This is a genomic window from Ruegeria sp. HKCCD4884, from assembly GCF_013110855.1.
GTDB lineage: Bacteria > Pseudomonadota > Alphaproteobacteria > Rhodobacterales > Rhodobacteraceae > Ruegeria.
The window spans coordinates 56716-70643 of sequence record NZ_WVRJ01000003.1 but is presented as its reverse complement, the minus strand read 5'-3'; the positions used below and the strand labels follow the sequence as shown (position 1 = coordinate 70643).

Annotated in this window: 16 protein-coding genes; all 16 read left to right on the top strand. The window is 59.1% G+C overall.

The genetic code is table 11. The annotated features are described in order from the left end of the window. Positions 1-52 precede the first annotated feature (52 nt). The 16 genes from GS636_RS05175 (at position 53) to GS636_RS05105 (ending at position 13891) form a co-directional block, all read left to right on the top strand. Positions 53-1579 carry an AMP-binding protein gene (locus tag GS636_RS05175; protein ID WP_371808694.1) on the top strand — a complete coding sequence of 509 codons (1527 nt, stop codon included), beginning with the start codon at positions 53-55 and terminating at the stop codon, positions 1577-1579. Continuing rightward, positions 1576-2040: a hypothetical protein gene (locus tag GS636_RS05170; RefSeq protein WP_171668693.1), complete on the top strand. Its 465-nt coding sequence runs from the start codon at positions 1576-1578 to the stop codon at positions 2038-2040. The genes GS636_RS05175 and GS636_RS05170 overlap by 4 nt, the downstream gene beginning before the upstream one ends. After that, entirely contained in the window at positions 2037-3644 is a 1608-nt protein-coding gene (locus GS636_RS05165; RefSeq protein WP_171668692.1) for a carboxyl transferase domain-containing protein, read from the top strand. Before GS636_RS05170 ends, GS636_RS05165 begins: the two co-directional genes overlap by 4 nt. 1 nt (position 3645) lies before the next feature. Then, positions 3646-4071 carry an ASCH domain-containing protein gene (locus GS636_RS05160; protein ID WP_171668691.1) on the top strand — a complete coding sequence of 142 codons (426 nt, stop codon included), beginning with the start codon at positions 3646-3648 and terminating at the stop codon, positions 4069-4071. A 5-nt stretch (positions 4072-4076) separates the two neighbouring features. Next, positions 4077-6008 carry an acetyl/propionyl/methylcrotonyl-CoA carboxylase subunit alpha gene (locus GS636_RS05155; RefSeq protein ID WP_171668690.1) on the top strand — a complete coding sequence of 644 codons (1932 nt, stop codon included), beginning with the start codon at positions 4077-4079 and terminating at the stop codon, positions 6006-6008. A 77-nt stretch (positions 6009-6085) separates the two neighbouring features. Continuing rightward, positions 6086-6937 carry a hydroxymethylglutaryl-CoA lyase gene (locus tag GS636_RS05150; protein ID WP_171668689.1) on the top strand — a complete coding sequence of 284 codons (852 nt, stop codon included), beginning with the start codon at positions 6086-6088 and terminating at the stop codon, positions 6935-6937. 1 nt (position 6938) lies between these two features. Beyond that, positions 6939-7727, top strand: coding sequence for a crotonase/enoyl-CoA hydratase family protein (locus GS636_RS05145; protein WP_171668688.1), 789 nt, complete (start codon positions 6939-6941; stop codon positions 7725-7727). Between the two features lie 187 nt (positions 7728-7914). Continuing rightward, a complete protein-coding gene (locus tag GS636_RS05140; RefSeq protein ID WP_171668687.1) occupies positions 7915-8280 on the top strand; it encodes an NADH-quinone oxidoreductase subunit A in 366 nt (121 codons plus the stop codon). Then, entirely contained in the window at positions 8271-8804 is a 534-nt protein-coding gene (locus GS636_RS05135) for an NADH-quinone oxidoreductase subunit B family protein (RefSeq protein ID WP_010442777.1), read from the top strand. The genes GS636_RS05140 and GS636_RS05135 overlap by 10 nt, the downstream gene beginning before the upstream one ends. Positions 8805-8815: 11 nt before the next feature. Then, positions 8816-9418 (top strand): NADH-quinone oxidoreductase subunit C, encoded by a 603-nt coding sequence (locus tag GS636_RS05130; RefSeq protein ID WP_171668686.1) that lies wholly within the window; start codon positions 8816-8818, stop codon positions 9416-9418. A 24-nt stretch (positions 9419-9442) separates the two neighbouring features. Continuing rightward, positions 9443-9565 (top strand): hypothetical protein, encoded by a 123-nt coding sequence (locus tag GS636_RS22795; RefSeq protein WP_256367953.1) that lies wholly within the window; start codon positions 9443-9445, stop codon positions 9563-9565. Then, positions 9565-10788, top strand: coding sequence for an NADH-quinone oxidoreductase subunit D (locus tag GS636_RS05125; protein WP_171668685.1), 1224 nt, complete (start codon positions 9565-9567; stop codon positions 10786-10788). The genes GS636_RS22795 and GS636_RS05125 overlap by 1 nt, the downstream gene beginning before the upstream one ends. Continuing rightward, on the top strand, positions 10788-11906 hold the full coding sequence (nuoE, locus tag GS636_RS05120; protein ID WP_171668684.1) for an NADH-quinone oxidoreductase subunit NuoE: 1119 nt from the start codon (positions 10788-10790) through the stop codon (positions 11904-11906). The genes GS636_RS05125 and nuoE overlap by 1 nt, the downstream gene beginning before the upstream one ends. A 30-nt stretch (positions 11907-11936) precedes the next feature. Then, on the top strand, positions 11937-12158 hold the full coding sequence (locus GS636_RS05115; protein ID WP_171092174.1) for a DUF5337 domain-containing protein: 222 nt from the start codon (positions 11937-11939) through the stop codon (positions 12156-12158). A gap of 12 nt (positions 12159-12170) precedes the next feature. After that, positions 12171-13469, top strand: coding sequence for an NADH-quinone oxidoreductase subunit NuoF (nuoF, locus tag GS636_RS05110; RefSeq protein WP_171092173.1), 1299 nt, complete (start codon positions 12171-12173; stop codon positions 13467-13469). Positions 13470-13474: 5 nt separating this feature from the next. Continuing rightward, a complete protein-coding gene (locus GS636_RS05105) occupies positions 13475-13891 on the top strand; it encodes an MAPEG family protein (RefSeq protein WP_171092171.1) in 417 nt (138 codons plus the stop codon). Positions 13892-13928: the final 37 nt, after the last annotated feature.

Below are 13928 nucleotides of genomic sequence, written 5' to 3'. Positions count from 1 at the left end.
GCTGGTGGCGACGAGATTCAGGGAAGTGACAGCAAAATAAGGAGAATTTGCCGTGCTAACCCCTGAGCGCATACCGGGTTTGCGCCCAGGGGGCGGCTGGGACCTGCCAGATCGGCTCAACATGGCGCAGCAATGCCTGCGCCATGCAAAAGATCAGGTGGCGGTTGTTGATCTGACTGGTTCGGATCCCCGCAATGTCACCTATGGCCAACTGGATCAGATGGCGGATGATCTTGCCCGCGCGCTGTTGCGCCGCGTACAGCCCGGAGATCGCGTCGGCGTGTTGCTCAGCCAGTCCCCCTGGTGTGCCGCCGCCCATCTGGCCATTTGGAAGATCGGGGCGATCTCAGTTCCGCTGTTCAAACTGTTCAAACAAGATGCCCTGCGGTCGCGGGTCGGCGATGCTGGAGCCAAAATTGTGCTGACCGATGCCGAAGGCGCTGATCTGCTGGGCGATCTGGCCGAGGCTTTGATTGCATCTGAAGTAGGCGAGGCGGGCCAATCCCTGCCGTTCGCCGACACAGGCCCCAATGATCCGGCGGTGCTGATCTATACTTCGGGCACCACCGGCAGCCCAAAGGGGGCTTTGCACGGGCACCGGCTGCTGACTGGGCATTTGCCGGGTGTCTCGATCAGTCATAACCATTTGCGTGAGGGCGATTGCCTGTGGACTCCGGCAGATTGGGCATGGATCGGCGGTTTGTTCGATGTGCTAATGCCGGGCCTGGCGCTTGGTATTCCCGTGGTCGCGGCGCGGCTTGAGAAATTCACGCCCGAAGCCTGCGCCGATATTGTCGCACGCGGCGGGGTGCGCAACGTGTTTTTCCCTCCTACAGCCTTGCGGATGCTGAAAGCGGCAGATCAGGGCATTCCCGGCCTGCGCTCGGTCGCGTCCGGGGGCGAGCCCTTGGGGGCCGAGATGCTGGCCTGGGGTCAAAAGGCGTTTGGTCTGACGATCAATGAATTCTACGGCCAGACAGAATGTAATATGGTCGTGTCCTCTTGCGCCGAGGATTTCCCAGTGCAGCCCGGCTGCATCGGCAAACCCGTGCCGGGGCATGAGGTGGCGGTGATTGACGAGAAAGGCAACCCAACGACCGAGGAAGGCGACGTGGCGATCCGGCGCGGCTCGGCTTCGATGCTGCTGGAATACTGGAACAGGCCCGAGGCGACGGCTGAGAAATTCCGAGGCGATTGGTTGATCACCGGAGATCGCGGCGTTTGGGAGGGCGACTACCTGCGCTTTGTCGGACGCGACGACGACGTAATTACCTCAGCCGGATACCGCATCGGCCCTGCCGAGATCGAGGATTGCCTGCTGACCCACCCGGCGGTGGCGACCGTGGGTGTGGTCGGCAAACCCGACCCGCTGCGGACCGAGATCGTCAAGGCGTATGTGGTGTTGAAACCGGGGGCTGCGGCTGCAGAGCGTGAGTTGCAGGATTGGGTCAAAGATCGTCTGGCGCATTACTCCTACCCGCGTGAGGTGGCGTTTCTGGAGGAACTGCCGATGACGGTGACGGGGAAGGTGATCCGGAAGGAACTGAAGGCGCGTGCGGCGGGGGAAGGGGTGCTATGATGAAGAGCTTATACGTCGCGACTTCGTTCGTCGTTGCCTGCATTGCAGCGCCAGCTGTGAGCTTGGCAGACCAAAGTAGTCCCTATGCTTGGACAGAACGCTGCCTTGCAAGTGCAGAAGGCAAACTGGATCAGGCTGGAAAAACACAAGAGTGTATAGCGGTGATCCTAGGCTATTGTCGATTTTCCACAGACAGTCATTCTTGCTTTAAAAACTTGGCTTCAAATTTCGTAGACCGGTCCAAAGCAAATGTGGATGGTCTTCCAGAAAACCTGGAGGCTTTGTCCCAGCAAAAACACTTCTATCAAAAGCGATTGGAGCTTTTGAACAACACAAGCGTTGCCAGTCGTTGTGAAACACCAAGCTTTGACACGGAATGTGCTGCCTTAGTGTCTTTCGGACGTTACCTGGGAGCGGTGTCTTTGGCCGATTGGGTGGAAAAGAGGGAGGAGAGCCAATGAAGCTCACGAGTAAAGCAATAACAACCTCTGAAGGCTTCAAAGCAAACCGCGCGGCCCATCTCGACGCGCTGGCCCAAATCTCAGCTGCTGCCGAAGCGGCACGCATGGGCGGGGGCGAGAAATCTCGCGCGCGGCATGAATCACGGGGCAAGATGCTGCCTCGGCGCAGGGTCGCGAACCTTTTGGACGCGGGCTCTCCGTTTCTGGAAATCGGTGCTACGGCGGCGCATGGGATGTATGGCGATGCCGCGCCTTGTGCTGGGGTGATCGCCGGCATCGGCCGGGTGCAGGGGCGTGAGGTCATGGTGGTCTGCAACGACGCCACTGTAAAGGGCGGCACGTATTACCCGCTGTCGGTGAAGAAACACCTGCGCGCGCAAGAGATTGCCGAGGAAAATCATCTGCCCTGCATCTATCTGGTCGATAGCGGCGGTGCGAACCTGCCAAATCAGGATGAGGTCTTCCCTGACCGCGACCACTTTGGCCGCATTTTCTACAATCAGGCGCGGATGAGCGCGAAGGGGATCGCTCAGATCGCGGTGGTGATGGGGTCGTGTACGGCGGGCGGGGCTTATGTGCCCGCGATGTCTGATGTGACGATCATCGTGAAAGAGCAGGGCACGATTTTTCTGGCTGGGCCACCTCTGGTTAAGGCCGCGACGGGCGAGGTCGTCAGTGCCGAGGAACTGGGTGGGGGAGACGTCCACACCCGCTTGTCCGGCGTGGCGGATTACCTGGCCGAGGATGACGCGCACGCGCTGGCGCTCGCACGGCGGGCCGTGGCGTCGTTGGGCGGTGCCGGGCTGAAGTCCGGCCTACAGTTTGAATCCCCTGAAGAGCCTGCTTACGACCCCGAAGAGATTCTTGGCGTCGTCCCCGCCGATCTGCGCACGCCCTACGACATCCGCGAGGTCATTGCGAGGCTGGTTGATGGCTCTCGGTTCGATGAGTTCAAACCGCGCTTTGGCGACACGTTGGTAACCGGGTTCGCCCATGTCAAAGGCTGCCCGGTCGGCATAATTGCCAACAATGGTGTGTTGTTTTCCGAGGCCGCTCAGAAGGGCGCGCATTTTATGGAGCTGTGTTCGCAGCGACAGACGCCGATCGTGTTCCTGCAGAACATCACCGGCTTCATGGTGGGACGGAAATACGAAAACGAAGGCATCGCCCGGCACGGGGCCAAGATGGTAACGGCGGTGGCGACGACCTCGGTACCCAAGATTACCATGCTGGTGGGCGGCTCGTTCGGGGCTGGGAACTATGGCATGGCCGGTCGGGCCTATCAGCCAAGGTTCTTGTGGACATGGCCGAACTCGCGCATTTCCGTGATGGGCGGTGAGCAGGCGGCAGGGGTTTTGGCCACAGTCAAACGTGACGGGATCGAACGGCAAGGCGGCACATGGTCGGCCGAAGAAGAGGCCGAGTTCAAACGCCCAACGCTGGAGATGTTCGAAGAACAATCGCACCCGCTCTACGCCTCGGCGCGGCTCTGGGATGACGGCATCATCGATCCGCGCAAGTCGCGCGACGTACTGGCCCTGTCGCTGAGTGCGGCGCTGAACGCACCTATTGAGGAGACACGTTTCGGCGTGTTCAGGATGTAAGATGAGCGTGAGCTTGAAAACCCTTACGGCCCGCTATCCCGGCGCTCAGACATTCAAATTTGGCGACAACGCAGAGCTGAGCGCCGAACTTCTGGCATTGGTTCGCAGTGGCCGCAAAACAGCGACCTGCGACGCGCTGAGTAACTATCCTGAAGGCAGCTTAGAAATGCCCAAGCCGGGTCGCTGCGATATTGCGCTGAACTGGGACGATACACCGGCATTGGTCATTGAAACCCAGGATGTTTCAATTCAGCGGTACTGCGATGTGACCGAGGATTTCGCTTTGGCGGAAGGTGAGACTGAAACGCTCGAAGAATGGCAAGACCATCATCGTCGCTATTTCCAACGAAACGGTGGGTTTGATCCCGAGATGAAACTCGTGTGCGAACGGTTTCGACTGGTGAAAGACTTGGCCTTGGAAGGGTGAAAAAGATGTTCAACAAAATCCTGATTGCCAACCGGGGAGAGATCGCCTGCCGCGTGATGGAAACCGCTCAGAAGATGGGCGTTTCCTGCGTTGCGGTGTATTCGGACGCGGACGCCGCGGCCAAGCATGTGCAGATGGCGGATCAGGCCGTGCAAATCGGCGGTGCGGCCCCGGCTGAGAGTTATCTGAAAAGCGATGTGATCATTCAGGCCGCGTTGGATACGGGTGCGCAGGCGATCCATCCCGGCTATGGGTTTCTGTCCGAAAACCCGGATTTCGTGGATGCGGTCGAGGCCGCAGGGCTGACATTCATTGGTCCGTCAGCGGATGCGATCCGCAAGATGGGTCTGAAAGATGCGGCCAAGGTTCTGATGGAGCAAGCCGGTGTTCCGGTGGTTCCGGGCTATCACGGTGACAATCAGGACCCTGAACACTTGGCGGGCGCAGCGGATACCATCGGGTATCCCGTTCTGATCAAAGCCGTGGCAGGCGGTGGCGGCAAGGGGATGCGTCTTGTCGAGCGGCCCGAGGATTTCGCGTCTGCTTTGGACAGCGCCCGGGGCGAGGCAAGGACAGCGTTCGGCAACGACGCAGTATTGGTCGAGAAATTCGTCGCCAAACCGCGCCATATCGAGGTGCAGGTTTTTGGTGACGGCACCCATGCGGTGCATTTGTTTGAACGCGATTGCTCTCTGCAGAGGCGACATCAGAAGGTGATCGAAGAGGCTCCGGCCCCCGGCATGACGCCTGAAATGCGCGAGGCGATGGGGCAGGCGGGCGTGCGTGCTGCCGATGCGATTGGATACAAAGGCGCGGGCACGGTTGAATTCATCGTGGACGCCTCGGACGGCCTGCGCCCGGACAGGTTCTGGTTCATGGAGATGAACACACGCCTGCAGGTGGAACACCCCGTGACCGAAGCGATCACTGGTGTTGATCTTGTCGAATGGCAACTACGCGTCGCGGCGGGTGAGAGCTTGCCGAAGCAACAGGAAGACTTGTCAATTCAGGGCCATGCGTTCGAGGCACGGCTTTATGCGGAAGACGTCCCGAAAGGGTTTCTGCCCGCGACAGGAACGCTGACACATCTGAGTTTCCCATCCAATTGTCGCGCTGACAGTGGCGTGCGGGCCGGGGATACGATCAGTCCCTGGTATGACCCGATGATTGCCAAGGTGGTTGTGCAAGGGCCGACCCGCTCTGTCGCACTTGAGACGTTGCACCGTGTGTTACAGACAACCAAAGTGGGGGGCACCGTAACAAACCTTGCCTTCTTGGGGGCGTTGACCCGTCATGCGGGGTTTGCCTCGGGCGATGTGGATACGGGTTTGATCGGGCGGGACCTTGAGACATTGGTTCAGGAACCAGAACCTTCAGTCGAGGCAGTTGTTGCTGCGGCGATGACAGCTTTGGAGCTGGTGAATGTCGCACCTGAAACCGGGTTCTGTCTTTGGGCTCCGTTACATCGCGCCGTGCAACTCTCCGCTGAGGGCGAAACCTTGGATCTGGATGTGCAAGTCGACGGACCGGATCGTCAGATTTGGCAAATGGGAGAGGATCGCGTCTTGGCCGAGCGGACCTCGGATCGCTGGACACTGAACGGTGCGCCGATGCCAGACGTTTCCGTAATTGGGTCGACCCTGACCGTGTTCTCGGACTATGGCCGCAGCTTCGACCTGATCGACCCGCTGGACAGGGATTCCAGTGCCACAGGCGACACCAACGTGATCGAGGCCCCGATGCCAGGTCTGGTCAAAGCGGTCTTTGCGACAGCGGGTCAGGCCGTGCAAGAGGGTGATCGCCTGGCCATTCTTGAAGCTATGAAGATGGAGCATTCCCTGCTGGCGGCGCGTGACGGCGTTGTCGCCGAGGTGCTGGTTGAAGAGGGTACTCAGGTCGAGGCCGGGGCAGCGCTGGTGCGTTTGGAGGAAGAGTGATCTGTACCCGCAACGTCGCACGTGGCACGGTCGGGCAATCCGTAGTGGAAAGTGAATAAGCCGGGAGGAGCGCAGACATGGGTGATCAGGTCGAGATTTATGAGGTAGGGCCGCGCGATGGGCTGCAGAACGAAAAAAATGAGATACCGGTCGCTGACAAGGTTGCTCTGATCAACAGCCTCAGCCGGGCCGGGTTCCGCCGGATTGAAGTCGCAAGCTTTGTGTCCCCAAAATGGGTGCCGCAGATGGCCGGGTCGGCGCAAGTCCTGGCCGGGATCAACCGTGTGGATGGAATCCGCTACGCGGCGCTAACGCCCAATATGCGCGGGTATGAGGATGCGCTGGCGGCCAAGGCAGACGAGATTGCCGTGTTTGCTTCGGCCTCCGAGGGTTTTTCCAAAGCCAATGTCAACGCTTCAATCGAGGAATCGATAGAGCGGTTCACGTCGATTCTTGAAGCAGCGCGCCACATCGACCTGCCGGTCCGTGGTTACGTCTCTTGCGTGACCGATTGCCCCTACGATGGTCCGACCCCGCCCGAGAAGGTGGCCGAGGTGGCAGACCGGTTGTTTGCTCTGGGCTGCTACGAGGTCTCGTTAGGCGATACGATCGGGCAGGGGACGCCCGACAAGATCGCCCATATGCTTTTGGCGGTGCGTGAAAGAGTTCCCGTAACGCGGCTGGCGGGGCATTTCCACGACACCAATGGACGTGCAATTGACAATATCGATGCGGCGCTGGCGCTGGGCGTGCGCGTGTTTGACGCGGCCGTGGGCGGGTTGGGCGGTTGCCCTTATGCGCCGGGGGCTGAAGGCAACGTGGCGACCGAAGCCGTCGCCGCCCATTTGCAGAGACTTGGATACGAGACGGGGCTGGATCTGGCTGTGATTGAAGAAGCTGCACAGATGGCAAAGGCGCTAAGAGGCTGACATGTTTGAAACACTCGCGATTGCGTCCGATTCACGTGGTGTTGCCACTCTGACTCTGAATCGGCCAGAGAAGCACAATGCCCTGTCAGGTCTGATGATCACCGAATTGACCCAAGCCGCAGGACAGTTGGGTCAGGATGCTGATGTTCGAGTAGTTGTCCTTGCGGCGCATGGCAAAAGCTTTTGTGCTGGTGGTGATCTGGGTTGGATGCAGGACCAGATGGCAGCGGATAAAGCGACGCGCTTTACCGAGGCCCGCAAGCTTGCCGAGATGTTGCAAGCCCTGAATACGATGCCCAAGCCCTTGATCGGGGCATTGCAAGGCAACGCCTTTGGCGGTGGCGTTGGGATGGCGGCTGTCTGCGATGTCGCCATTGGCGTCGACAGCCTGAAGATGGGATTGACGGAAACGCGGCTGGGTCTGATCCCGGCAACAATCGGGCCATACGTCACCGCCCGTATGGGTGAGGCGCGCGCACGACGCGTTTTTATGTCGGCCCGTTTGTTTGATGCCGCTGAAGCCGTTGATCTGGGATTGTTGGCGCGAAGTGTATCAGCGGATCAATTGTCAGCTGCTGTCGAGACGGAAATTCGCCCCTATCTGACCTGCGCGCCAGGGGCTGTTGCTTCGGCGAAGGCGCTTGTTCAAAGCCTCGGGCCGCGCATTGACGATGCTGTGATCGATCAGACAATAGATGCGCTGGTCGAACGGTGGGAAACCGAAGAGGCACGGGAAGGGATTTCGGCGTTTTTTGAGAAACGTAGCCCATCCTGGAACAACGCGGGATAAGCGGTCTCTGCTTATTTGTTCTGGAACACCAGCGCTGCGATTCTATGCCGCGCTGTCAAGTGCATGTTTGATGTCGTGGGGCATTGTGTTCGGTTGACCACCTGACCCCGCACGGATAGAGAATGTCCAGTCAACACGCCAATTGACGGCGCACCCTTTTGGGATATGCGCAGGAAAGGAGCTATTCGTGGAAGACCTGCTGCGGGAGTACCTCCCGATTCTGGTGTTTCTGGCCGTTGCCGTGGGCCTTGGGATCGTCTTGATTCTGGCCGCTGTGGTACTGGCCGTCCGCAATCCCGACCCCGAGAAGGTCAGCGCATATGAATGTGGGTTCAATGCCTTCGACGATGCGCGGATGAAATTCGACGTTCGGTTTTATCTGGTGTCGATTCTCTTCATCATTTTCGATCTGGAAATTGCCTTCCTGTTTCCATGGGCCGTCGGCTTTAAGGACATCAGCGATCTAGGCTTCTGGTCCATGATGGTGTTCCTGGGCGTTCTGACCATTGGCTTTGCCTATGAATGGAAGAAAGGGGCCCTGGAATGGGAGTGATGACGGGTGCAAACACCGCCGGTGTCGACAAAGAAGTTGCCACTCAGGCCCTGAACGCGGAACTGCAGGACAAAGGGTTTCTGCTGACCTCGACCGAGGATATTATCAACTGGGCCCGCACCGGTTCTCTGCACTGGATGACCTTTGGTCTGGCCTGCTGCGCGGTTGAGATGATGCATACCTCAATGCCGCGCTACGATGCGGAACGGTTTGGCATCGCGCCGCGTGCATCCCCTCGCCAGTCGGACGTGATGATCGTGGCCGGAACGCTGACCAACAAGATGGCCCCCGCGCTGCGCAAGGTTTACGACCAGATGCCCGAGCCGCGTTATGTGATCTCGATGGGTTCCTGCGCCAACGGTGGTGGCTACTATCACTATTCTTATTCGGTCGTGCGTGGCTGTGACCGTGTTGTGCCTGTGGACATATACGTGCCCGGTTGTCCTCCGACCGCTGAAGCGCTGCTGTATGGCCTGATGCAGCTGCAACGCAAAATCCGCCGTACCGGCACCATCGTCCGCTGAGGAGAGAGCCGATGAGCGAAGCACTCAAAGAACTCGGCGCACAGCTGGAGCTGAAGCGGGCAGATTGTGTTTTGTCCTGGGATGTGACCCATGACGAGCTGAACGTGGATGTGGCCCCGTCGAACCTGGTGGAATTTGTCGAATTCCTGAAAACCGACCGGTCCTGCCAATTCTCATCTTTGGTGGACATCACCGGTGTCGACTATCCCGAACGCGCCAAGCGGTTCGATGTGGTCTATCATTTCCTGTCGATGTACCAAAATCAGCGCATCCGCCTGCGGGTTTCGATCCGCGAGGAAGACATGGTGCCGTCCATCGTTGACGTTCACCCCTCGGCCAACTGGTTCGAGCGTGAGGTATTCGACATGTTCGGCATTCTGTTCTCGGGCCACCCGGATCTGCGGCGTATCCTGACCGACTATGGGTTCCGCGGCTATCCGCTGCGCAAGGATTTCCCGACCACAGGTTTTACCGAAGTACGGTATGACGAGGCGCAAAAGCGTGTGGTCTACGAACCGGTCAGTCTGGTTCAGGAATATCGGCAGTTCGATTTCATGTCCCCGTGGGAAGGTGCGAATTACATCCTTCCGGGCGATGAAAAGCAGGATAGCTGAAACTGATGATGGAGCGTTGCTGAGATGTTGGGAGAACTGATCATGCTCGGGGCGCTTGGAGTTTTGCTTGCTGGGGCTGCCGCCAAGGCGGCCGAGGCCGAAAAGGTCCGGGTTCGGGCCGAAGCGAAGAAGAAACGAGGGCGTTGATGGACGGCTCAAGATACGATGACGGCAGCACGGACGCGCTGAGCGGAGAACAGAAAATCCGCAACTTCAACATTAACTTCGGCCCGCAACACCCTGCGGCGCACGGGGTTCTGCGCCTTGTGCTAGAGCTGGACGGCGAGATCGTCGAACGCTGCGACCCGCATATCGGCCTGCTGCACCGTGGTACCGAAAAGCTGATGGAAAGCCGGACCTACCTGCAGAACCTGCCGTATTTCGACCGTCTGGATTACGTGGCACCGATGAATCAGGAACATGCCTGGTGTCTGGCCATCGAAAAGCTGACCGGTGTTGAGGTGCCGCGCCGCGGGTCGCTGATCCGGGTGCTGTATTCCGAGATCGGGCGCATCCTGAACCACCTGCTGAACGTGACCACGCAGGCGATGGACGTTGGCGCGCTGACCCCGCCTCTGTGGGGGTTCGAAGAGCGCGAAAAGCTGATGGTGTTTTATGAGCGCGCCTGTGGTGCCCGGCTGCACGCCGCCTATTTCCGCCCCGGTGGTGTGCATCAGGACCTGCCGCCCGAACTGCTGGACGATATCGAGGCGTGGAGCCACGAGTTCCCAGCCGTTCTGGATGATATTGACGGTCTGCTGACCGAAAACCGCATCTTCAAACAGCGCAACGCCGATATTGGCGTCGTGACCGAAGATGACATTCAGAAATACGGCTTCTCGGGCGTAATGGTCCGTGGGTCCGGTCTGGCATGGGACCTGCGCCGCGCGCAGCCCTATGAATGCTATGACGAGTTCGAGTTCCAGATCCCCGTCGGCAAGAACGGCGACTGCTTTGACCGCTATCTGGTGCGGATGGAAGAGATGCGCCAGTCGCTGTTGATCATCCGTCAGGCCATTGCCAAAATCCGTGAGTGCCCCGGAGACGTTCTGGCCCGTGGCAAGATCACCCCGCCGAAACGATCGGACATGAAGACGTCGATGGAGAGCCTGATCCATCACTTCAAACTGTATACCGAAGGTTTCCACGTCCCCGCAGGCGAGGTTTATGCCGCTGTCGAGGCCCCCAAGGGCGAGTTCGGCGTCTATCTGGTCGCGGACGGCACCAACAAGCCTTACAGGGCCAAACTGCGCGCGCCGGGCTTCCTGCACCTGCAAGCCATGGACCACGTTGCCAAAGGCCACCAACTGGCCGACGTCGCCGCCATCATCGGCACCATGGACGTCGTATTTGGAGAGATTGACCGCTAATGCTCCGCCGTCTTCATCCCGAACAACCCGATAGCTTCGCCTTCACCGCTGCCAATAAGCAATGGGCCGAAGCGCAGATTACCAAATACCCCGAAGGCCGTCAGGCCAGCGCGGTGATCCCGCTGCTGTGGCGCGCGCAAGAGCAGGAAGGCTGGCTGTCCCGCCCGGCGATTGAATCCGTCGCCGACATGCTGGGCATGGCCTACATTCGCGTGCTTGAGGTTGCGTCCTTCTACTTCATGTTCCAACTACAACCGGTTGGTTCGGTGGCGCATATTCAGGTGTGCGGCACGACCTCCTGTATGATCTGCGGGGCCGAGGATCTGATTGCAGTTTGCAAGGAAAAGATTGCCGTCAAGCCGCATGAGCTGTCCGCTGATGGCAAGTTGAGCTGGGAAGAGGTGGAATGCCTCGGCTCTTGCACCAATGCGCCGATGGCGCAGATCGGCAAGGATTACTACGAAGACCTGACGGCTGAGAGTTTTGGTAAGATCATCGATGATCTGGCCGCTGGCAAGGTACCGACACCCGGACCGCAGAACGGGCGCTATGCGGCTGAGCCGCTGAAGGGGTTGAGCAGCCTGTCGGAATATGAAGCTGGCAAGCCGCAATACAACGCAAGCGTTGAGCTGGCGACGGATCTGGGCGACACGGTCAAGCGCATCGACGGCACCGAAGTGCCGATCCTGACGCCTTGGTTGGGCAAGGATGGCAAGCAGGCCGGAGCCTCGGCTGCGGCGAAGCCTCCCAAAGCACCAGAACCTGCGAAACCTGCGGTGAAGCAGGCGGAAGAAGCGAAAGCCAAGGCTGAGCCGGAAGCTGTCAAAGAAGACGCGCCCAGAACGCTGACCGAGGCGCGTGGCGGATTGCCGGACGACCTCAAGCTGTTGAAAGGCGTGGGGCCGAAGCTGGAAGAAACGCTGAATGAGCTGGGTTTCTATCACTACGACCAAATCGCGGCCTGGACACCCGAACATGTGGCCTGGGTTGATGCACGTCTGAAGTTCAAAGGCCGGATCGAACGCGACGGCTGGATCGAACAGGCGGCCAAGCTTGCGGTGGGTGACGAAACCGAATTCGCCAAACGTGCCAAGGAAGACGGCACCTACGAAGACTAAGCAGATGCCCACCCGGGGCATCAGGGAAAGATGGACAAAGATAAGGAACAGGCCATAGCCCGCAAGGGTCGACACATCGGAGTGGTCATCGCCGTGACCATGCTGATCTGGCTTGCCATGAACCTGTTCATCGGCCCCGCGCTGGGTTTGACCACCCGGCACGCCTTGCTGTTTGATCTCGCTGCCTTGGCGGGTTTCATCTATGCAGGCATCAACATTTTTCAACTCTGGCGCATGCGTCAGGACAGCTGAAGGTAACACGCGATGCTGAAGGATCAGGACCGGATCTTTACCAACATCTACGGGATGCATGAGCGCACGCTGAAAGGCGCACAGGCCCGCGGGCATTGGGACGGCACTGCTGGCCTGATCGAAAAGGGCCGCGACTGGATCATCCAGACGATGAAGGACTCAGGTCTGCGCGGTCGCGGCGGCGCGGGCTTCCCGACGGGCCTGAAATGGTCGTTCATGCCAAAGGAAAGCGACGGTCGTCCGGCCTATCTGGTGGTGAACGCGGATGAATCCGAACCCGGCACCTGCAAAGACCGCGAGATCATGCGCCATGATCCGCATACGCTGATCGAAGGTTGTCTGATAGCCTCTTTCGCGATGAACGCGCACACCTGCTATATCTACCTGCGCGGCGAATACATCCGCGAGCGCGAGGCGCTGCAGGCCGCGATTGACGAGGCTTATGACGCTGGTCTTTTGGGCAAGAACGCCGCTGGTTCGGGTTGGGATTTCGATATCTTCCTGCATCACGGGGCCGGGGCCTATATTTGCGGCGAGGAAACCGCCCTGATCGAAAGCCTTGAGGGCAAGAAGGGTATGCCACGGATGAAACCTCCGTTCCCGGCGGGGGCTGGCCTTTATGGCTGCCCGACCACGGTGAACAACGTGGAATCCATTGCTGTCGTGCCGACCATCCTGCGCCGTGGCGCGGACTGGTTCGCAGGCTTTGGCCGTCAGAACAACGCGGGCACCAAGCTGTTTGCGATCTCGGGCCATGTGAACAACCCGTGTGTCGTCGAAGAGGCCATGTCGATCTCATTCGAAGAGCTGATTGAAACTCATTGCGGCGGCATTCGCGGCGGTTGGGACAACCTGTTGGCGGTAATCCCGGGTGGGTCCTCTGTTCCTTGCGTGCGCGGTGAAAACATGCGCGACGCGATCATGGATTTTGATTACCTGCGCAATGATCTGGGCTCGGGCCTTGGTACTGCTGCGGTGATCGTAATGGACAAGTCGACGGACATCATCAAGGCGATCTGGCGGCTGTCGAAGTTCTACAAGCACGAAAGCTGCGGCCAGTGTACGCCGTGCCGGGAAGGCACCGGATGGATGATGCGCGTTATGGACCGTCTTGTGCGCGGCGAGGCCGAATTGGAAGAGATCGACATGCTGTTTGATGTGACCAAACAGGTCGAAGGCCATACCATCTGTGCCTTGGGTGACGCGGCCGCTTGGCCGATCCAGGGCCTGATCCGCAACTTCCGGGAAGAGATCGAGGACCGCATCAAGGCCCAGAAGTCGGGCCGCATGGGTGCGATGGCAGCGGAGTAAACCGAATGGAAGCCTTTGCTGAATATTCACACGCCATAGCATCCGTTGTGTTTTTCACGTTGGTGGTTCTGTTTTTGGCCCCGTTTTCTGCGCTGGCCAAGCAGGGCAAGGGACTGGCACCGGGTGCGACGCCTGAACAAGACTACGGTGATCAAGCCTATCGATTGAACCGGGCCTACCTCAACGGAACTGAAACGCTTCCGGCGTTTCTGACTGTTGTAGTTGCAGCAATTTTGCTGGGGGTTAGCCCATTCTGGGTCAACCTTCTGGCGTCAGTTGCTTTGGTTGCGCGCTTGCTCATGCTGGTGGTGCATCTTAGGGGGATCGGCAAGCCGAACAGCGGTTTGCGGTCCGTGCTGTATGTGCTGGGTTGGGCCTGCATGTTTGTAATCGGCCTTATGGCCTTGGTGGCGGCGTTTTAACGGCAAGGCGGCGGTAAAGACTGCAATGAGGGAAAGT